General features: G+C 64.2%; 20 protein-coding genes. 9 read left to right on the forward strand and 11 right to left on the reverse strand.

The window, feature by feature from the left end:
• Positions 1–78 precede the first annotated feature (78 nt).
• Both RRX38_RS15705 and RRX38_RS15710 read right to left on the reverse strand, forming a co-directional pair.
• The gene (locus RRX38_RS15705) at positions 79–1,074 is read right to left on the reverse strand and encodes a phosphate ABC transporter substrate-binding protein PstS family protein (protein WP_315959853.1); all 996 of its coding nucleotides are present in this window, start codon (positions 1,072–1,074) and stop codon (positions 79–81) included.
• Positions 1,075–1,218: 144 nt separating this feature from the next.
• Positions 1,219–2,508 carry an MFS transporter gene (locus RRX38_RS15710; protein WP_295476736.1) on the reverse strand — a complete coding sequence of 430 codons (1,290 nt, stop codon included), beginning with the start codon at positions 2,506–2,508 and terminating at the stop codon, positions 1,219–1,221.
• Positions 2,509–2,873: 365 nt separating this feature from the next.
• Between RRX38_RS15710 and RRX38_RS15715 the strand changes: the two genes are divergently transcribed.
• Together RRX38_RS15715 and RRX38_RS15720 are read left to right on the forward strand one after the other, a co-directional pair.
• Positions 2,874–3,272 carry an acyl-CoA thioesterase gene (locus RRX38_RS15715; RefSeq protein ID WP_295476737.1) on the forward strand — a complete coding sequence of 133 codons (399 nt, stop codon included), beginning with the start codon at positions 2,874–2,876 and terminating at the stop codon, positions 3,270–3,272.
• A gap of 103 nt (positions 3,273–3,375) precedes the next feature.
• The gene (locus RRX38_RS15720) at positions 3,376–4,281 is read left to right on the forward strand and encodes a D-hexose-6-phosphate mutarotase (RefSeq protein WP_315959854.1); all 906 of its coding nucleotides are present in this window, start codon (positions 3,376–3,378) and stop codon (positions 4,279–4,281) included.
• 92 nt (positions 4,282–4,373) lie between these two features.
• Here the strand turns inward: RRX38_RS15720 and RRX38_RS15725 are convergent, their stop codons facing one another.
• From RRX38_RS15725 to purE, 4 genes are all read right to left on the reverse strand, one after another.
• The gene (locus tag RRX38_RS15725) at positions 4,374–4,907 is read right to left on the reverse strand and encodes a DUF3299 domain-containing protein (protein ID WP_295476739.1); all 534 of its coding nucleotides are present in this window, start codon (positions 4,905–4,907) and stop codon (positions 4,374–4,376) included.
• 78 nt (positions 4,908–4,985) lie between these two features.
• Positions 4,986–5,234: a GlsB/YeaQ/YmgE family stress response membrane protein gene (locus RRX38_RS15730; protein WP_295476740.1), complete on the reverse strand. Its 249-nt coding sequence runs from the start codon at positions 5,232–5,234 to the stop codon at positions 4,986–4,988.
• Between the two features lie 110 nt (positions 5,235–5,344).
• Positions 5,345–6,427 (reverse strand): 5-(carboxyamino)imidazole ribonucleotide synthase, encoded by a 1,083-nt coding sequence (locus tag RRX38_RS15735; protein WP_295476741.1) that lies wholly within the window; start codon positions 6,425–6,427, stop codon positions 5,345–5,347.
• Between the two features lie 9 nt (positions 6,428–6,436).
• Complete coding sequence (gene purE, locus RRX38_RS15740) at positions 6,437–6,928, reverse strand: 5-(carboxyamino)imidazole ribonucleotide mutase (RefSeq protein ID WP_295476743.1); 492 nt, start codon at positions 6,926–6,928, stop codon at positions 6,437–6,439.
• Between the two features lie 385 nt (positions 6,929–7,313).
• On the opposite strand from purE, the gene RRX38_RS15745 reads away from it, so the two are divergent.
• The gene (locus tag RRX38_RS15745) at positions 7,314–7,943 is read left to right on the forward strand and encodes a hypothetical protein (protein WP_315959855.1); all 630 of its coding nucleotides are present in this window, start codon (positions 7,314–7,316) and stop codon (positions 7,941–7,943) included.
• Here the strand turns inward: RRX38_RS15745 and RRX38_RS15750 are convergent.
• Positions 7,930–8,862 carry a LysR substrate-binding domain-containing protein gene (locus RRX38_RS15750; RefSeq protein ID WP_295476747.1) on the reverse strand — a complete coding sequence of 311 codons (933 nt, stop codon included), beginning with the start codon at positions 8,860–8,862 and terminating at the stop codon, positions 7,930–7,932. The genes RRX38_RS15745 and RRX38_RS15750 overlap by 14 nt on opposite strands.
• Positions 8,863–9,028: 166 nt before the next feature.
• Here RRX38_RS15750 and aspA point away from each other — a divergent pair, with 166 nt between their 5' ends.
• From aspA to RRX38_RS15765, 3 genes are all read left to right on the forward strand, one after another.
• Positions 9,029–10,453 (forward strand): aspartate ammonia-lyase, encoded by a 1,425-nt coding sequence (gene aspA / locus RRX38_RS15755; protein ID WP_295476749.1) that lies wholly within the window; start codon positions 9,029–9,031, stop codon positions 10,451–10,453.
• A gap of 282 nt (positions 10,454–10,735) precedes the next feature.
• Complete coding sequence (locus tag RRX38_RS15760) at positions 10,736–12,184, forward strand: alanine/glycine:cation symporter family protein (protein WP_315959856.1); 1,449 nt, start codon at positions 10,736–10,738, stop codon at positions 12,182–12,184.
• 32 nt (positions 12,185–12,216) lie between these two features.
• The gene (locus RRX38_RS15765; RefSeq protein ID WP_315959857.1) at positions 12,217–13,218 is read left to right on the forward strand and encodes an asparaginase; all 1,002 of its coding nucleotides are present in this window, start codon (positions 12,217–12,219) and stop codon (positions 13,216–13,218) included.
• A gap of 78 nt (positions 13,219–13,296) precedes the next feature.
• On the opposite strand, the gene RRX38_RS15770 is transcribed toward RRX38_RS15765, so the two are convergent.
• From RRX38_RS15770 to RRX38_RS15785, 4 genes are all read right to left on the reverse strand, one after another.
• Positions 13,297–14,130, reverse strand: coding sequence for a DUF2314 domain-containing protein (locus RRX38_RS15770; RefSeq protein WP_315959858.1), 834 nt, complete (start codon positions 14,128–14,130; stop codon positions 13,297–13,299).
• Between the two features lie 79 nt (positions 14,131–14,209).
• A complete protein-coding gene (locus RRX38_RS15775) occupies positions 14,210–15,091 on the reverse strand; it encodes a bestrophin family protein (RefSeq protein ID WP_315959859.1) in 882 nt (293 codons plus the stop codon).
• Between the two features lie 103 nt (positions 15,092–15,194).
• Positions 15,195–16,406, reverse strand: coding sequence for a YeeE/YedE family protein (locus RRX38_RS15780; protein WP_315959860.1), 1,212 nt, complete (start codon positions 16,404–16,406; stop codon positions 15,195–15,197).
• Positions 16,407–16,460: 54 nt separating this feature from the next.
• Complete coding sequence (locus RRX38_RS15785; RefSeq protein WP_315959861.1) at positions 16,461–18,017, reverse strand: PLP-dependent aminotransferase family protein; 1,557 nt, start codon at positions 18,015–18,017, stop codon at positions 16,461–16,463.
• 90 nt (positions 18,018–18,107) lie between these two features.
• On the opposite strand from RRX38_RS15785, the gene RRX38_RS15790 reads away from it, so the two are divergent.
• Genes RRX38_RS15790 through RRX38_RS15800 form a run of 3 tightly spaced genes read left to right on the forward strand, consistent with a single transcriptional unit; the run spans position 18,108 to position 19,872 of the window.
• On the forward strand, positions 18,108–18,746 hold the full coding sequence (locus tag RRX38_RS15790; protein WP_315959862.1) for an FMN-binding negative transcriptional regulator: 639 nt from the start codon (positions 18,108–18,110) through the stop codon (positions 18,744–18,746).
• Complete coding sequence (locus tag RRX38_RS15795) at positions 18,743–19,189, forward strand: GNAT family N-acetyltransferase (protein ID WP_315959863.1); 447 nt, start codon at positions 18,743–18,745, stop codon at positions 19,187–19,189. Before RRX38_RS15790 ends, RRX38_RS15795 begins: the two co-directional genes overlap by 4 nt.
• A gap of 14 nt (positions 19,190–19,203) precedes the next feature.
• Positions 19,204–19,872 carry a GNAT family protein gene (locus RRX38_RS15800; RefSeq protein WP_315959864.1) on the forward strand — a complete coding sequence of 223 codons (669 nt, stop codon included), beginning with the start codon at positions 19,204–19,206 and terminating at the stop codon, positions 19,870–19,872.
• The last annotated feature ends 234 nt before the right edge of the window (positions 19,873–20,106 follow it).

Genomic DNA, 20,106 nt, shown 5'->3' on the forward strand with positions numbered 1-20,106 from the left:
GCCCGCCCCCCAACAAACCGGCGGCGGACTGTAGAAACCCTTGCATGCGCAGGCACCCGGCCAGCGGGCTGACGCCTGTCAGCGCGCCGACCGAACCGGGCTCGCAAGCCCCAGGTCGGTCAGCGCCTTCTGGATCGTCTTTTCAGGCAGCGGAACATAGCCGTCCTTCATCACGATCTCCTGCCCCTGCCGGGACAGGATCAACTTGAGAAACTCGCCTTCCAGTGGCGTCAACGGCCTGTTCGGCGCCTTGTTCACATAGACGTACAGGTAGCGCGACAGCGGGTAGCTGCCATCGAGGGTATTGCCCTCGGTCTCGGCCACGAAGGCGTCGCCTTCATGCCGCGCCAGCGGCACGGTTCTGACGCTGGAAGTCTTGTAGCCGATACCCGAATAACCGATACCGTTGAGCGAGGTGCTGATGGCACTGACCACCGAAGCCGACCCCGGCTGTTCATTAACGTTGGCCTTGAAGTCGCCTTTGCACAACGCCTCTTCCTTGAAATAACCATAGGTGCCGGAGACCGAGTTGCGGCCGAACAGCTGGATGCGCTTGTTGGCCAGGTAACCGGTCACCCCGACATCACCCCAGGTCAACGCTTCGCTGCGCGCACCGCAAAGGCGCGTGGCAGAGAAGATCGCATCGAGCTGTTTCAGGGTCAGCCCCTTGATCGGGTTGTCCTTGTGCACGAACAGCGCCAGGGCATCCACGGCCACCGGTACGGCCGTGGGCTTGTAACCATGCTTCTGTTCGAACGCGGCGATCTCGCCGTCTTTCATCTTGCGGCTCATCGGCCCGAAGGTCGCCGTGCCCTCGGTGAGTGCCGGCGGGGCGGTGGATGAACCGGCCGCCTGGATCTGCACGTTGACGCTCGGGTACTCGCGCTTGTAGGCCTCGGCCCAGAGGGTCATGAGGTTGGCCAAGGTGTCCGAGCCGACGCTCGACAGGTTGCCCGACACGCCGCTGACCTTGGTGTAGGACGCGATCGACGGGTCGACGGCTGCCATTGCGCAGCTGCTGCAGACGCCCACGGCCACCAGCGAGAAAGCCACCATCCAACGCTTGAGTGCCATGCCTCGTGCTCCCGGCCAATACCCTTCGATCCGTCTGCCACTGCCCGACGGATGAACACTGTATGAACTGATTGTGACAATAAGATGAAAAAAGGCTGACACCCTAACGGATGGCAGCCTTTTTCAGAAACGTCTGACAGGGGCTCAGCGTTTGCGCGACAACAGGAACAGGCCCAGCAGAACGCCCAGCGCACTCAGGGCCGCGACATACCAGGACGGTCCCATCGGGCTCTGCTTGAGCATGAAGGTCACCACCATCGGCGTCAGGCCACCGAAGATGGCGTAGGCCAGATTGTAGGAAAACGACAGCCCGGAGAAGCGCACCACTGGCGGGAAGGCCTTGACCATCACGTAGGGCACCGCGCCGATGGTGCCGACGAAGGCACCGGTCACCGCATAGAGCGGGAACAGCCAGTCAGGATGCGCCATCAGGCTGTGATAGAAGGTCCAGGAGCTGGCGCCCAGGCCGATGCTGCCGACCACGAACACCCAGCCCGCGCCGAAGCGGTCAGCCAGCATGCCGGCGGCGATGCAGCCCAGGCTCAGGCAGACGATGGCCAGGCTGTTGGCCTTCAGGGCGGTGGCAGCAGGAAAGCCGTAGGTGGTCTGCAGGAAGGTCGGGGTCATGAGGATGACTACCACAATGCCCGCCGACAGCAGCCAGGTCAGCAGCATGGATAGCGCCACCGAACCACGATGCTCGCGCAGCACGGCCTTGAGCGGAACCTCCTCGGCCAGCGCCTTGCGCTGCTGCAGCTCGGCGAACACCGGCGTTTCATGCAGCATGCGCCGCAGGTAGACCGCCATCAGACCAAAAACGCCGCCAAGCAGGAACGGAATGCGCCAGGCATAGTCCGAGACCTCGGTCGCGCTGTAGATGCTGTTGATCAGCGTGGCGACCAGCGAGCCGAGCAGAATGCCGGCGGTCAGGCCGGCGGTCAGCGTGCCGCAGGCGTAACCCACATAGCGAGCCGGTACGTGCTCGGAGACGAACACCCAGGCGCCCGGAACCTCGCCACCGATGGCAGCACCCTGGATGACGCGCATCAGCAGCAACAGCACCGGCGCCCACAGGCCGATCTGCTCGTAGGTCGGCAGCAGACCCATGATCAGCGTCGGAATGGCCATCATGATGATGCTCAGGGTGAACATCTTCTTGCGCCCCAGCAGGTCACCGAAGTGCGCCATGACGATGCCGCCCAGCGGGCGCGCCAGATAGCCGGCGGCGAAGATGCCGAAGGTCTGCATCAGGCGCAGCCATTCGGGCATGTCGGCGGGGAAGAACAGCTTGCCGACCACCGCAGCGAAGAATACGAAAATGATGAAATCGTAGAACTCCAGCGCTCCGCCCAGGGCGGACAGCGACAGGGTCTTGTAATCGCTGCCGGTCAGGGGACGTGCAGGCGGCGCGGATTCGGAGGACACAGAGGACATGGCAAGGCTTCTCTTGAGGCGTTTCTCTTTTGAGGGTGCGGCGACAGCGGCGCTGACTGCGTCGCGGTGGCGTGCAGAAGCGATTGTCCGGGGGCAACGACGCGGATAGGCATCAAAATTGCCTGTACGAGTAATCTTGTTACCGGTACGGGTGGGCCAAGATAGCAAAATGTTGCAAAAAACTCATAGGCACCGGCTGGAACTGTTACAAATGAGGCATGATCGGGGTAGCGCCAGGGTGTGACCGATTTACCCGCCGGGCGTCAAGAAGGCTGTGCCAAAGCGGTTTCTCGGGTTTCGAGCGGCTTTGCCAGAGCGTTTTTTTCAGTTATCTACGAGAGTCATGGGTCAGAGGCACCCCAGGCATGATCGAGCTTGAACAAGAAGATCCAATCCCGCAGGGCGACCTTGCCTTGCAAATCACCGCCCTGCCGCGCGAAACCAACGGTTTCGGCGACATCTACGGGGGCTGGCTGGTGTCGCAGATGGACCTGGCCGGTACCGCCATGGCCAGCAAGATCGCGGGCGGGCGGGTGGCTACCGTGGCCATCGACCGCATGGCCTTCCTGGTTCCGGTGGCGGTGGGCGAACAGCTGTCGTTCTACACCCGCACCCAGGAAGTGGGCCGCAGCTCGATCAAGATGCTGGTCGAGGTGTGGAGCGACGACCCGCTGACCAGCGAGTGGCGCAAGGTCACCGAAGCGGCCTTCGTGTTCGTGGCCATCGACGGCAGCGGCCGCACCCGCTCGGTGCCGCGTCGCTGAGCAGCCGGAGCAGGCGGCCCACAAGCGCCACTTTGGCGCTAAACTCGACGGCTTTGGCGCAGTCTATCGACTTTCGACCACGGCCCTTGAGTGAGAATCTCCCATGCCCACGCCCCAGATTGAATCCGTTACCTTCGACGAGCTCGAGTGCTGGCGCATCAGCCACGGCGATGCCGAACTGCTGATCGCCCGGCAGGGTGCGCACATCCTCAGCTACAAGGTTGCTGGCCAGGAGCCGCTGGTGTGGCTCAATGACCAGGCGATCTTCAAGAAGGGTACGCCGATTCGTGCGGGCATTCCGGTGTGCTGGCCCTGGTTCGGCAACCTGGCGCGCAATCCCGAGAGCGTCCAGGCCATGCGCCACAGCGCAGAGCCGGCCAAGGCTCACGGTGAAGTGCGGATTCTCGACTGGCAGTTGCTGGGTATCGGCGAGGACGGCGAGGCACTGCTGGTCGAGCTGATCCTGCCCGAAGCCGAAGGCCGTCTGCCCGACTGGCCGCACAACGTGGCACTGAAGCTGAGCATCCGCCTGGACCAGGCCCTGAACATCAGCCTGGTCTGCTACAACAGCGGCACCGAAAGCGTGACCCTCAGCCAGGCGCTGCACACCTACTTCGTGGTCAGCGACGTGCGCCAGGTGACCCTCAAGGGCGTGGACGGCCTGCGCTACATCGAAACCCTGGAAGACTGGGAAGAGCGCCAGCAGTCCGGTGACCTCACCTTCGCCGGGGAGACCGACCGCATCTACCTCGACACGCCCAACCTGATGAGTATCGAGGATCCGGGCCTGCAGCGGCGCATCCTGATCCAGACCAGCGGCTCCAGATCGGCGGTGGTGTGGAACCCCTGGGTGGACCGTGCCCGCGCCCTGCCCGACATGGCCGACGACGGCTGGCAGCGCATGCTCTGCGTGGAAACCGCCAACGTGATGAGCGACGTAGTGACCCTGGCCCCGGACCAGATGCACGTACTGGGCGTCAGCATCTGGAGCGAAGCGCTGGGCGAGTGATGCCCCGTCAAACCCGGAGCGGCCTCAGCCACCCAGCGTTTGGCGGCTGAAGCCGCTCCTGAAGGGCCAGGTCTGATCGAGCGGCCCAGGCCTCAGAGGTCCGAATCGACCACTACCCGGACCTTCGAGGCGTCCATGGCATAGGCCGCATCGGCCATGTCGTTGTTGACCTTCTCGATCTTCAGCGTTCCGACCACCCACAATGGGGTGTAGATGTCATCGAGCTTGATGCCCTTGGGGTAGCGCACCAGCACCAGCTGGTTGGGCGGCGGTGGTGGTACGTGGATGCAGGCCCCCGGATACGGCACCAGGAAGAACAGCGTGCTGCGGCCCTTGGCGTCGGTTTCCAGTGGCACCGGGTAGCCACCCAGGCGAATGTTCTTGCCGTTCATGGCCGCGACCGTCTTGGTCGAATACATCACCGCCGGCAAGCCCTTGCTCTGCTTGAGCCCGCCCTTGCTGTCGAAAGTGCCCTGGGCCTCGGGCGAGTTGTGGTCGATCTCCGGCATCGCCTCCAGGGCTTTCTGGTCGGACAGCGGCATCAGTTCCAGCCAGTCGGTTTCCGGAAGTTCGGCACAGGCCAGCGTGGAGACCAGCAGCAGAGGCAATAACAGGAAGCGGCGCATCGAAAGGCTCGGTTTGAGAAGACGGAGCGCGCATTCTAGCCCCCCGCCCGCATTAAGCGGAGGGCCGTGAGGCAATCGTTAGGATTTCTTTTTGATCATCCCGTAGATCACCAGCAGGATGATCGCGCCGACCAGCGCACCGAGGAAGCCGGCGGTTTCGCCAGCCTGGTAGATGCCCAGCGCCTGCCCGCCGTAGGTGGCCGCCAGGGAGCCGCCGATACCCAGCAGGATGGTCATGATCAAGCCCATGCTGTCGTCGCCAGGCTTGAGAAAGCGCGCCAGCAGACCGACGATCAGACCGATGAAGATGGTACCCAGGATGCCCATAGCGTTTTCCTCCGATGAACAGAAACCGCCAAGGCACGCTGTGCCTTGGCTTGTTGCCATCTGAGGAGCGGAATAGCGCAATGGTTCCGGGAAACTGTTCCCGGAACCGATCAGGCCTTGACCAGCGCCTGAACCTGAGCGACCTGACGGTCGAGGGTGGCGCGGTCGGCGCTGCGTACCGTGGCATGACCGACCTTGCGGCCGTCCTTGAACGCCTTGCCATAGTGGTGCAGATGGCAGTCGTCGACCGCCAGCACCGCCTCCACGGCGGGTACTTCACCGATGAAGTTGATCATCGCGCTCTCGCCCACCTTGGCGGTGGAACCCAGCGGCAGGCCGCTGACCGCACGCAGGTGGTTCTCGAACTGGCTGCACTCGGCGCCTTCGATGGTCCAGTGCCCGGAGTTGTGCACGCGCGGCGCAATTTCATTGGCCTTCAGGCCGCCATCCACTTCGAAGAACTCGAAAGCCAGTACGCCAACGTAGTCGAGCTGCTTGAGCACACGGCCGGCATAATCTTCGGCCAGTGCCTGCAACGGGTGCTCGGTGCTGGCGATGGACAGGCGCAGGATGCCGTTGTCATGGGTGTTGTGCACCAGCGGGTAGAAGCGCGTCTCGCCGTCACGGGCACGCACGGCCACCAAAGAGACTTCGCCGCTGAACGGCACGAAGCCCTCCAGCAGGCACGGCACGCTGCCCAGCTCCGCGAAGGTGCCGGCGACGTCGGCGGCGCTGCGCAGGACCTTCTGGCCCTTGCCGTCGTAGCCCAGGGTGCGGGTCTTGAGCACCGCCGGCAGGCCGATGCGCGCCACGGCGGCGTCGAGGTCCTGCTGCGACTGGATGTCGGCGAACTCCGGGGTGGGGATACCCAGGTCCTTGAACATGCTCTTCTCGAACCAGCGGTCGCGGGCGATGCGCAGCGCTTCGGCGCTGGGATACACGGGCACGAACTGCGACAGGAAGGCCACGGTCTCGGCCGGTACGCTTTCGAACTCGAAGGTCACCAGGTCCACTTCATCGGCCAGCTGGCGCAGGTGGTCTAGATCGCCGTAATCGGCACGCAGGTGCTCGCCCAGCGGCGCGGCGCAGGCATCCGGCGCCGGGTCGAGAAAGGCGAAGTTCATCCCCAGCGGGGTACCCGCCAGGGCCAACATGCGGCCCAACTGGCCGCCACCGATAACACCGATCTTCATGGATAAACCTCAGGCGTTGCGCGGGTCTGGATTGTCCAGGACGTTTTCTGTCTGCTCAGTGCGGAATTGCTTGAGCACCTTGTGGAACTGCGGGTGCTTGGCGCCCAGGATGCTGGCGGCCAGCAGCGCGGCATTCACCGCACCGGCCTTGCCGATGGCCAGGGTGGCAACCGGAATGCCGGCGGGCATCTGTACGATCGACAGCAGCGAGTCCACGCCCGACAGCATCGACGACTGCACCGGAACGCCCAGCACCGGCAGGTGGGTCTTGGCGGCGCACATGCCCGGCAGGTGGGCAGCACCACCAGCACCGGCGATGATCACCTCGATACCACGGCTCTCGGCCTCTTCGGCGTACTGGAACAGCAAGTCTGGCGTGCGGTGCGCGGACACCACCTTGACCTCGTGCGGGATGCCGAGCTTGTCCAGCATTTCGGCGGTGTGGCTAAGGGTGGACCAATCGGATTTGGAACCCATGATCACGCCAACCAGTGCGCTCATCGTCGTGCCTCTTGTCGGGCGCCCGCAGGCGCGTCTAAAACAACAAGCCACGCGGGAAGACCGGCGTGGCTTGTTGTACGAAAAATGACCGGTCGATCCGGTCGAAGGCCGCGCAGTATACCCCAAAGTGCAGTGGCGCAAGCACCCCCGTCGACCATCTGTCGGCATCTGTCTCCCCAGGGTGAGTCGAGACCACAGGACCCAGCCTTCCTTCTTGCACAGGGAGACGGCGCAGCAGTCCAGCGACCTACGTTCTGACGCTGCTTTTTCAGGTTATCGCGACGAATTCCCCCGACTTTCTCCCCTGCGACCGCCCCGATTAGGTGACTCCAGGCCGCCCCTCAGAGCTCGGCCTGCCCTGTTCACTCAATGGAGTCGCCAAACCATGAAACTCAAGACCCTGGCCCTGACACTGGGCCTGACCTTCAACCTGTACCCGGCAGCGCCCGCGTCGGCCGACGCCGACCGCGCGCTGCAGCCCATCGTCCTGACGCTTTTCCTGCACGACCAGCTCAGCCCCCAGGAAAAAGCCAGTATCGGTCCTGACCACCTGGCCTGGCTCATTCAGGAGCTGACCCTCGTCACCGGCCGCCGCGTACAGATCATCAGCGTCACCGACAAGCCCGGCTATACCGACTTCGGCTACCGCGTCGGCGACCCGATTAAAAGCCTTGCGCAGTGGCATGAGCGCGTCGGGCACTACATTGACGAAAACAACCTGCCGGTTGCTTCGCGCAGGCACCGATATGTGCTCGTCACTCGCCACCGGCTCGACTCCATCACCCTGGGCATTGCCTATATCCGCAGCGATTCGGCCATCGCATCGATACGTTCCTACAACACGATAGGCCATGAGGTCGGGCACCTGCTCGGTGCCAGCCATGAGGCGGCTCACCTCAGCTTCGCGCACGGACTGCCCTGCGGCACGGTGATGAGTGAAGCGCCGCTACCGAGCTGCTACGTGTTCAGCGACAACAACCGCCAGGCCATCCGTGACTACCTCAAGGGGCCATGATGGCGGGCGGCGCTTCAGCCTGAGCCATGCCGCTCTCCAGCTTGCGCCACAGCAGCCGCACGTTGGCCTTGCGCACCAGGGCGCAGCGGTACAGGCGGATTTCCAGCGGCACATGCCAGTGCGCACCGCCACACACCACCAGCTCGCCGCGTTCCAGCTCCGCACGCATGCTCAGACGCGGCACCCAGGCCACGCCCAGGCCCTCGACCGCCATGCATTTGAGGCTCTCGGCCATGGCCGTCTCGTACACGGTGGTGAAACGCAGGTTGCTCTGGCGCAGCAGCAGGTTCACCGACCGCCCCAGGAATGCCCCGGCACTGTAGGCCAGCAGCGGCACCGAAGCGCCGCCATCCAGGTCGTAGAGCGGCTGACCCTGCGCATCGGCGGCGCACACCGGCAGCATTTCGGTATGCGCCAGGTGCAGCGAGGGGAAGATTTCGGCGTCCATCTGCAGCGCAGCATCCGGGTCATAGAACGCCAGCATCAGGTCGCAGCCGCCTTCGCGCAGGGCATGCACGGCCTCGCCGACGTTGGTGGCCACCAGCCGCGTGGCAATGTTCAGCCCGTCGTTGCGCAGCTGGGCGATCCAGCGCGGGAAGAACCCCAGCGCCAGGGAATGCGCCGCCGCCACCTGGATCACTTCGCCCTGCCCGCCCTCCAGGTGATGCAGGTGGCGCACCACCTCACCCAGCTGTTCGACCACGTTACGCGCCGTGACCAGGAACAGTTGCCCGGCGGCGGTCAGTTCGATGGGCGTGCGCGAACGGTTGACCAGGGTCAGCCCCAGCGCGGCCTCTAGGCTGCGGATCCGGCGGCTGAACGCCGGCTGGGTGACGAACCGACGCTCGGCCGCCTGGGAGAAACTGCGGGTCGCGGCCAGTGCGCTGAAGTCCTCCAGCCATTTGCTTTCCAGGTTCATTCACGTCCTCCCGGACATTCGTTGAAGCGACATTGAGTGCGAGTCACACGACATTATGCCGTTGTTGCATGACGCATTGGGTAACAGCATTGGTCAAGAAGCGACGAGAGGCCCAATATCGCGGCGTTCCGGCGCCTTTCGCGCCCTCCTTGAGATGACTACTATCATGTCCTCGCCTGCATCATCGCGTATCGAAAAAGACCTGCTGGGTGTTCTCGAAGTACCGTCCGACGCCTATTACGGTATTCAGACCCTGCGAGCGGTGAACAATTTTCACCTGACCGGCGTTCCTCTTTCTCACTATCCGAAACTGGTCGTGGCGCTGGCCATGGTCAAGCAGGCAGCGGCCGACGCCAACCATGAACTCGGCCATCTCAGCCAGGCCAAGCACGCGGCCATCAGCGAGGCCTGCGCCCGTCTGATCCGCGGCGATTTCCACGAGCAGTTCGTGGTCGACATGATCCAGGGCGGCGCCGGCACCTCGACCAACATGAACGCCAACGAGGTGATCGCCAACATCGCGCTGGAGGCCATGGGCCACCAGAAGGGTGAGTACAAGTACCTGCACCCCAACAATGACGTGAACATGGCGCAGTCGACCAACGACGCCTACCCGACCGCCATCCGCCTGGGCCTGCTGCTCGGGCACGACGCGCTGCTGGCCAGCCTGGACAGCCTGATCAACGCCTTCACCGCCAAGAGCGAAGAATTCAGCCACGTTCTGAAGATGGGTCGTACCCAGCTGCAGGATGCGGTCCCGATGACCCTGGGCCAGGAGTTCCACGCGTTCGCCACCACCCTGACCGAAGACCTCAACCGTCTGCGCAGCCTGGCACCGGAACTGCTGACCGAAGTGAACCTGGGCGGTACCGCCATCGGCACCGGCATCAACGCCGACCCGCGCTATCAGAACCTGGCCGTACAGCGCCTGGCGACCATCAGCGGCCAGCCGCTGGTGCCCGCTGCCGACCTGATCGAAGCCACCTCCGACATGGGCGCGTTCGTGCTGTTCTCCGGCATGCTCAAGCGTACCGCGGTCAAGCTGTCGAAGATCTGTAACGACCTGCGCCTGCTGTCCAGCGGCCCGCGCACCGGCATCAACGAGATCAACCTGCCACCGCGCCAGCCTGGCAGCTCGATCATGCCTGGCAAGGTCAACCCGGTGATCCCGGAAGCCGTCAACCAGGTGGCCTTCGCCATCATGGGCAACGACCTGGCGCTGACCGTCGCGGCCGAAGGTGGCCAGCTGCAACTGAACGTGATGGAGCCGCTGATCGCCTACAAGATCTTCGACTCGATCCGCCTGCTGCAGCGCGCCATGGACATGCTCCGCGAACACTGCATCACCGGTATCACCGCCAACGAACAACGCTGCCGTGAACTGGTCGAACACTCGATCGGCCTGGTCACCGCGCTGAACCCGTACATCGGCTACGAGAACGCCACCCGTATCGCCCGCGTTGCCCTGGAAAGCGGCCGCGGCGTACTGGAACTGGTCCGCGAGGAAGGCTTGCTCGAAGAGGAAGTCCTGGCCGACATCCTGCGTCCGGAGAACATGATCGCACCGCGTCTGGTTCCCCTGAAGGCATGACCCTGCGGCTGGACGCCACATGGCTCACCAGGTTGAGGGTCTAGACACCCCTCACCTTTTGAGGGTCTGGGAATGAATCTCCAGACCCTTTTTTTATAGCTGCCGGCCACGGAAATACAGGGAGGCTCCAGGTCCAAGGCAAACGATGTCCGCACAGCCGATACAGGCGCAGACGCTCGACAGTCGTACATGAATTCTGCGTGACACAAGAAAACGGCAGAAGACGCTGCGTGAATGCATCGGTATAGTGCGCCCCCTCAAAAATTGCGAGGCAATAATAAGATGCTGGAATTTTTCAATGACCTGTCTGGAAGGGTGCTGATCGTACTCATCGTCGGCCTGGGTGGATACTTCACCCTGCGTTCGCGCTTCGTGCAATTCCGTCACTTTGCGCACATGTTCGCGGTATTTCGCGACAGCCTGCGCAGCAGCTCCGGCCAGTTGAGTTCGTTCCAGGCATTGATGCTGAGCCTGGCCGGCCGCGTCGGTGCCGGTAACATCGCTGGTGTCGGTATCGCCGTGACCATCGGCGGTCCGGGTGCGGTGTTCTGGATGTGGGTCACCGCCCTGGTCGGGATGTCCAGCAGCTTCATTGAATGTGCCCTCGCGCAGCTCTACAAGCGCAAGGACTCCGAAGGCCAGTATCGTGGTGGCCCGTCGTATTACATCCAGCACGGCCTGGGCAATCGCGGCCTGGGCATGGTCATGGCGGTCCTGCTGCTGGTGACCTTCGGCTTCGCCTTCAACGGCCTGCAGTCCCATGCGGTGACCGACTCGCTGAACAGCGCCTTTGGCTTCGACAAGACCATCACCGGCATCTGCCTGGTCACCCTGCTGGGCCTGGCCTTCGTCGGCGGCATCAAGCGCATCGCGGCGATCTCCGACCTGCTGGTACCGGTCAAGACGCTGATCTACATCGGCGTGACCCTGTACGTGATCGCCATCCAGATCGACCATGTTCCCGGCATGCTGCTGACCATCGTCAAGAGCGCCTTCGGCCTCGACCCTGTATACGGCGGCCTGCTGGGCAGCGCCGTGGTCATGGGCGTGAAGCGCGGCGTGTTCGCCAACGAAGCCGGCCTGGGCAGTGCGCCGAACGTGGCCGCCGTCGCCGAAGTCGAGCACCCGGTCGCGCAAGGCGTGGTCCAGGCCTTCAGCGTATTCCTCGACACCTTCGTGATCTGCACCTGCACCGCGCTGCTGATCCTGCTGTCGGGCATCTACGACATCAACTACGACGGCAACGGTATCGTCCTGGCGCAGAACTCGCTGGCCGCCGTGGTCGGTGACTGGGGTCGGATCTTCATCAGCGTGGCCCTGGCGCTGTTCGTGTTCACTTCGATCCTCTACAACTACTACCTGGGCGAAAACAGCCTGCGCTTCCTGGTGGGCGAGAAGATGAAGGCCATCGTCGGCTACCGCATCTTCGTGCTGGTGCTGATCCTGTGGGGTGCGATGGTCGACCTGAATACCGTGTTCGCCTTCGCCGACATCACCATGACCTGCCTGGCCTTCGTCAACCTGATCGCCCTGGCGCTGCTGTTCAAGGTCGCCAAGCGCATCCTGCAAGACTACGATGCGCAGCGTAAGGCCGGCATCAAGACCCCAGTGTTCGACTCGGCCAAGTTCGCCGACCTGGACCTGGACCGCAACGCCTGGCCAGCTCGGCCTGCCCAGCAGGCTCAAGGCAAGGCTGGTGATGCAGCCGAAACCGTACCCAGCGCCCGTTAACCCGCAACCCGCCAGTGATAAGGATAAGAACCATGACGCATGAACTTCACTCACCCGCTCAGCGCGTGATGGTTCTCTACACCGGCGGCACCATCGGCATGCAGGCCAGTGCCAACGGCCTGGTCCCGGCGTCAGGCTTCGAAGCGCGACTGGCCGAACAGCTGGCCGCGCAACCAGACCTGATGGTGCCGGAGTGGCGTTTCCGCGAAATGGCTCCGCTGATCGACAGCGCCAACATGAACCCCGGCTACTGGCTGCGCCTGCGCGAGGCCATCATCGAAGCGGTGGACCAGGGCTGCGACGCAGTGCTGGTTCTGCACGGCACCGACACCCTGGCCTACAGCGCAGCGGCCTTGAGTTTCCAGCTGCTGGGCCTGCCGGCACCGGTGGTATTCACCGGCTCGATGCTGCCGGCCGGCGTGCCTGACAGCGATGCCTGGGAAAACGTCAACGGCGCCCTGCAGGCGCTGGGACAAGGCCTGCCAGCGGGTGTGCACCTGTTCTTCCATGGCGAGCAACTGGACCCGACCCGTTGCGCGAAGATCCGCAGCTTCGGTCGTCATCCGTTCGCCGCGCTGCAACGTCTGCGCGGCGGCGAGCCGGTGGGTCTGCTGCCTGCCCCCCTGGATTACCGCGAGCCACGCAGCGAAGCGAAAATCGGCGTACTGCCGCTGTTTCCCGGCCTGGGCACCGCGCAGATCGACAGCCTGGTCGACAGCGGCATCCAGGGCCTGGTGCTGGAATGCTTCGGCAGCGGCACCGGCCCCAGCGATGATCCGCAGTTCCTCGCCAGCCTGGAGCGGGCACATGGCAAAGGCGTGGTGGTCGTGGCCATCACCCAGTGTCACCAGGGCGGTGTCGATCTGGACATCTACGAAGCCGGCAGCCGCCTGCGCGGTGCCGGTGTACTGTCCGGCGGTGGCATGACCCGTGAAACCGCGCTGGGCAAGTTGCAAGCCCTGCTGGGCTCCGGCCTGCCACTCGATGAGGTCCGCCACCTGGTGGAACTCGACCTGTGCGGCGAGCTGCGCTGAGCAACACGCAACGCCCCTCCTGATCCCCTGCCCGCCGGTTCACCCGGCGGCGCAGGTGGCTCTCTGCTCCCGCATCGCTCAATGCAGCCGTGCGCCACGACCTTCCAGCAATTCCACAATGCGTGGCCAACCGATACGCTGAGCCAGCTGCAGCGGCGTGCGTCCGTTGCTGTCGGTCGCCAGCGGATCGGCACCATGGCGCAGCAATGCAGCCGCGAACCCATGATTGCCGGCCAGCGCTTCACGATGCAGGTAGGAGCTTTCGGTGTCGTCGTATTGGTTGACCAGACTCGGATCCTGGGCCAGCCCGGCGTCGATATCGGCCTGCGTATTGACCGCCATCGGGTGCTCGCAGCGTTCCAGGTCGGCCAACGCCGCACGCTCGGCCACGCCCTCCAGATGCCTGGCCAGCCGCAGGGGAGCCCCATCGGCTTCCGGCATCGCCAGCACAACGAACCCAGGCTCGCCGAACGCCAGACCCCAGGCCGCATCATGCTCGGCACGCGCCGGGTCATCCATGCCACTGCGCATCACATCGACGGTGAAGCCGCCATACACCTGGCCGGCGCACACGTACATCCAGTCGACGAGGTCCGTGAAGGGCACACTTACCGGGTCCCCGGCCTGCAGCGAGTGGACCCAGTGCGGCTCGTTGAGCAGCACGCCACGCAGGGTCTGCCCGTCGAACTCGATGTTCGAGACCCACATGTTCTCCACACTCGGCTCGTCCGGGCCCGCCAGCTCGACCGGAAACGCGACCTTCACCGCCGCCATGTCCAGCGCCGGTATGATCCGCCGGTACTCCCAGGACAGCTCGCGATAGAAAAACTTGAAGGTCGACCGGGCGGCAGCGACCGCCCGTTGCAGTTCCGGATCTTCGCTTTCCACGCTGTAAACAGGCTGGTCCGTCATGGCTGGCTCCTGATTCATCCAATGCGCATCTGATCGGCCCGCCTGCCAGGGGTTCAACGCCGACACCAGGCCTGCACGGTCAGCGGATGCGACGCTCGATTTCGGTGAAGCGCAGCATCGAATCCAGGTTGCGTTCAATGTTCTCGCACAGGGCCTTCATCTGGATTTCATGCTCGCTGGTGCGGAACGGGCTCTGCAGGTCGGTGCCGATCTTCTCGATGGCCAGCAGCATGAAGCCCACGACCGTGGACGCCAGCGGGGTGAACCAGCCAAGGGTTTCCACCAGGCCGATAGGCACGATCAGGCAGAACAGCGTGATGAACAGCCGCGGGAAGGCTACATAGGGATAGGGCAACGGCGTGTTGGCGATACGCTCCATGCCGCCCTGGCAGTTGGAGATATCCACCAGGGTCGACTCGATCCGCGCCAGGCGGATGCTGTCCAGGCGGCCGGCCTCGTATTCCTGGGCCACCAGCAACGCCGAGATGCTCAGCAGGTCGTTGGGAAAATTGTTGGTCTGGTGGCGACGCTCGAATTCATCGGCCGAGATCAGTTCCTGCACCTCGGCGCCGCAGGTGTCACCCTTGAGGTGTGCCGACAGGCATTTGACGTAGGCCACATGGCGACGCAGCAGGGTCGCCTTGACCGGATTGCTGTCGCCGTCGATGAGGGTCAGCACCTGGCGGGCGAAACTGCGCGAGTTGTTGACCAGCGCGCCCCACAAGGTGCGCGCCTCCCACCAGCGGTTGTAGGCACTGGAATTGCGGAAGCTGGTGAGCACCACCAGCGCCGAGCCCAGCAGGGTCAGCGGCATGGCCGGGAAGGAATATTTGTAGTCGAGGAACAGCATGAAATCGACGGTGACGATGACGTCCCAGATCAACAGCCAGAACAGCGACCAGCCAACGTAACCAAAGGTCTTGCTCAGGAACCTGAGCTTGGAAAGGATCGTTTTCTGCACAGGGCCACCTCGTCTGTTAAGGAGCGAAGTGGCCGTGCCAACCACTTCGCGACAGCAAGGGGTTTGATCCCCGTGTCGCGAATGGTTCAACGGCTGTTACGTTTCAGCAGCCGCTCAGCACCGTCTGGCGGCGCTCGCCGGGAAAGAATACCGGGCGCAGTGCCACGCCGATGCAATTGCCCAGATAGGCCGCGACCAGCCACAGCCAGCCATGCAGGCTGCCCGAGGCGATGCCGCTGAAGTACGCGCCGATGTTGCAGCCATAGGCCAGCCGCGAGCCGTAGCCCAGCAACAGGCCGCCGATCACCGCCGCCACCAGCGAGCGGGTGGGGATATCCAGGTTCGGCGCAAAACGTCCGGCCAACCCGGCGGCCAGCAGGGCACCGAGCATGATGCCGATGTCCATGACGCTGGTGATGTCCTGCCATACCGGCGCGGCGAGGGCCTTGGCGTTACCGGCGCTCTGCCAGAACGGCCAGCTGGCGACATCCACCCCCATGCCAGTGGCCAGTTTCGCCCCCCACAGGGCAAACGCCGAGGTGATGCCCCACGGGCGACCGGCCAAGGCCAGGGTCAGGTAGTTCAGCAGCGCCAGGGCCACGGCCCCCCAGACCAGGATCCACGGCCCCCGCAGCACACGCCGCCAGCCGCGATGCTCACTGCTGACCGGCGCTTCGAGCTGGCCGTGGCGGCGCTTTTCCAGGCGCACGCTGACCCAGGCGATCAGGCCGAAGATCGCCAGGTTGAGCACCAGCGCCGGCAGCCAGCCGAGGCTCTTGACCATGGAGGTGGCCGGCAGCGAAGGCAGGGCGAACCACCAGTGCACGTGGTGCGTGGCGATCAGCGAGCCAAGGATGAAGAACGCCAGGGTCACCAGCATACGGGCATTGCCGCCGCCGGCGGTGAACAGCGTGCCAGAGGCACAGCCTCCACCCAGCTGCATGCCGATGCCGAAAATGAACGCGCCGACGATCACCGACACGCCGGCTGGTGCCACCAGCCCGTTGACCGGCTGGCCGAACAGTGTGCCGGAAGCCAGGGTCGGGAAGAACAGCAGCACGGCGATGGCCAGCATCACCATCTGCGCCCGCAGCCCGGCGCCGCGGCGTTCGAGAATGAACACTCGCCAAGCCGAGGTGAAGCCGAAAGCCGCGTGATACAGGGTCACACCCAGGGCCGCGCCGACCAGCAACAGCATGACCTGGCGCATGCCGACACTGAGCAACAGGAACTGGGTACCCATCAACAACAGAAACAAGGCAGCCAGGGGTGCGCCAAGGCGCCGCCCGGAACTGGCTGCAAGAGGATTACTCATGATCGATTACCCAACCGGAGACAGAAGACCGCCGAGTATAAAGCGCCAGGCCGGTCAATCGCACTGCCAGGCCTGGCGCAGGCGCTGCAGGGCTGCAGTGATATCGGGCTCGGCCACCCCGGCGAATCCCAGCACCAACCCGGCGCGCTCATCCACCGGCAGCGGCGAGTCCGGCAGCCAATAGCTGCTCAACGGCGTGATTTCCACGCCCACGGCCGCCGCCTGGCTCACCAGCGCCTGTTCGCGCGCATGGCTGTCGACCTTGAGCGCGACATGCAGGCCGGCCACCACGCGCGGCATCGGCGCACAGCCGGGCAGGTCCTGCGGCCAGCCGGCCAGCAATGCATCGCGGCGGCTCAGGGCGGCCCGGCGCATGCGGCGGATGTGCCGCTGGAAATGTCCCTGGGCCATGAACTGGGCCATCACCACCTGCGATACGACCTCCGAATGACGCATGTCCAGTGCCCGACGTTGGCTGAACGGCTCGACCAGCGCCGGCGGCAACACCAGGTAACCCAGGCGCAAGGCCGGAAACGCCACCTTGCCGAAGGTGCCGATATACAAAACCCGCGCCTCGGCATCCAGGGCCGCCAATGGGGCCAGCGGCGCGCCGCTGTACCGGTACTCGCCGTCGTAGTCGTCCTCGATCACCCAGCCCCCCGTGCGCCGCGCCCAGTCGAGCAGTTCCAGGCGTCGGGCCAGGCTCATTACCACGCCTGTGGGGTACTGATGCGAGGGCGTGACATAGGCCAGCCGACAGCCCGCCGCCTCCAGCCGCGTGCAGGCCATGCCCTCGTCGTCCAACGGCATGCCCTGCAGCCGTGCACCGGCAATCGCGAAGGCATGTGCTGCCGCCCGATAGCCGGGGTTTTCCACAGCCACGGCATCACCGGGGTCGAGGAGCAATTGTGCACAAAGGCTGATGGCCTGCTGCGCACCGTTGGTGATCACAATTTGCTCAGCGGTGCATGTAAGGCCCCGTGAGGTGCGCAGATACACCGCAATGAGCTCGCGCAGGCGACTGTCCCCGGCCGGATCGGCATAACCCAGCCGAGACAGATCGGGTTTTCGCCAAAAAGCCCCGTACAGCTTGCCCCATGTGGCGAAGGGAAACAGATCGAAGGCCGGAATTCCGACCCGGAATGCACGTGGCGCGCCCTCGAGTGGCCCCTGGAGGCCGTAGCGCCGAACCCGCGTCAAGGCTTCGCTGTGGATAACTTCGTCGTCCTGAAAAAGCGGTTTTTTGACGCAATTTGTGGATAAACCTGTCGATAACCCTGTTGGCAACCCTGTGGACACTTTTGTGGGTAACTTCCCATGCGAAGCGTCTGCTGAGGTCTGCTCCGGTAATTGGGCCACATAGGTACCGGCCCCGACCCGGCCTTCGGTGAAGCCCTCCGCATACAACTGGTCGTAGGCACGCATCACCGTATTGCGCGAAATCCCCAGTGCCTCCGCCAGATCGCGGCTGGCCGGCAGACGCGTGCCCCCGACCAGGCGGCCATCGAGAATCCGAGCGCGCAAGGCCTGGTACAGCTGGCGGCTCAGGCCCTGGCGGCGGTCGAGCTGGATACCGGCCGGGTCGAAAGGAAACAGGGGCACGCCGGTCATTGAATTGGCTCCTTCGAATGACTCTTAAGTGGTTCTTACAAAGAACCAATAGCCTGCCTAGGATGCTCGCAGACGCCAAGGGGATCGTTCATGTATACACCCACCGCTTTTCGCGACACCGACCAGTACAGCCAGTGGCAACTGATCGAACGCTGCCGCCTGGCGCTGCTGGTCACCCAGGGCAGCCAGGGTCTGCAGGCCACCCACCTGCCGCTGCTGCTGCGCCGCAACGAAGGTCCCTGCGGCACGCTTTACGGGCATCTGGCCAAAGGCAACCCGCAATGGCGCGACCTGAACGCCGAGGCCGAGGTGCTGGTGGTGTTCGCTGGCGAAGACGCCTACGTCAGCCCGTCGTTCTATCCCTCCAAGGCCGAGCACGGCAAGGTCGTGCCGACCTGGAACTACCTCGCCGTGCACGCTTACGGTCGGCCCCGACTGATCGATGACAGCAGCGGGCTGCGTGAGCTGCTGGGCGCCCTGACCGAACGGCACGAGGCCGGACGTGCGCAGCCCTGGTCCATCGACGACGCTGCGGATGAATACATCGACAAGATGCTCGGCGCCATCGTCGGCTTCGCCCTGCCCATCGATCGCCTGCAGGGCAAGCGCAAGCTCAGCCAGAACCGCGACGCGGCGGATATCGCCGGCGTGCGCGCAGGCCTGGCCGCCAGCCACGACCCACAAGACCAACGACTCGCTCAACTGATGAGCCCCCAGGAGCCCTTATGAACACTGTCCAGATCCGCCCTGTCAGCGCCGCCGACTACGCCCAGTGGCTGGCCTTGTGGCAGGCCTACCTGCATTTCTACGAAACCCGGCTGGCCGACGAGGTAACGGCCAGCACCTGGCAACGGATGCTCGATGAACACGAACCGACCCACGCCGCTCTGGCCTGGGTCGATGGCCAGGCGGTGGGCATGGTCAACTTCATCTTCCATCGTTCCAACTGGAGCATCGAGGATTCCTGCTACCTGCAGGACCTGTTCGTCGCCCCTGGCCAGCGTGGCAACGGTGTAGGTCGTCAACTGATCGAGTACGTGTATGCCGGCGCCGCCGAGCACGGCAGCCACAAGGTCCACTGGCTGACCCACGAAACCAACGCCACGGCGATCCGCCTCTACGAGCAGGTTGCCGAGCGCGGCGGTTTCATTCAATTTCGCAAGACGTTCTGAACAGGAAAGCCCCCATGTCCGACTCGCTGCTGCATTGGCAACCCGCCACCCTGCCCTCCTCGCGGCCCCTGGCCGGCCGCTTCATCCGCCTGGAAAAGCTCGACCCGGCCGCCCATGCCGATGACCTGTGGCGCGTCCTGCAAGGGCCGGGGGCGGATGAAAAGCTCTGGGACTACCTGCCATATGGACCTTTCGAGGCCCGTGACGAGTTCGATACCTGGCTGGCACGCCACGCCACCAGCACCGACCCGTGGTTCTACACGGTGCTAGACGCTGTCACGGGCAAGGCAGAAGGCATGATCAGCCTGATGTCCATCGTGCCGGCCCAGGGGCGTATCGAAATCGGCCACGTGACCTTCGGCGCCGCCATGCAGCGCACGCCCAAGGGCACCGAGGCCATCTACCTGCTGGCCCGGGAAGCCTTCGACCTCGGCAATCGCCGCCTGGAATGGAAGTGCAATGCCCACAACACCCGCTCGCTGCGCGCCGCCGAGCGCTTCGGCTTCCGCTTCGAGGGCACGTTCCGCCAGCACATGGTGGTCAAGGGCCAAAACCGCGACACCGCCTGGTTCTCGATCCTCGACAGCGAATGGCTAGCGCTGCGCCAGGCCTTCGAACGCTGGCTGGCCGCCGACAACTTCGTCGATGGCCAGCAGGTGCACACGCTGGAAGCCTGTCGCTAGCCCTTGTAAGCAGCCAGAAGCAAGTCGGGTGGAAGCGGCTTTGGCCGCGAAGCCCTCCTGTTCATAGAAGACGCCAACACTGTTCACTTAGACCGGGTAGGAGCGGCTTCAGCCGCGAAGCGACCGCCTGTTCACAACAGATGCAGTGAATTTCCTGGCGCTTTCGCGGCTAAAGCCGCTCCTACCGAGCCATTTAGGCAGGTAAAAAAAGGGGAGCCCAAGCTCCCCAATGAG

The sequence above is a fragment of the Pseudomonas sp. DTU_2021_1001937_2_SI_NGA_ILE_001 genome, from assembly GCF_032463525.1.
In the GTDB taxonomy this organism is placed as follows: domain Bacteria; phylum Pseudomonadota; class Gammaproteobacteria; order Pseudomonadales; family Pseudomonadaceae; genus Aquipseudomonas.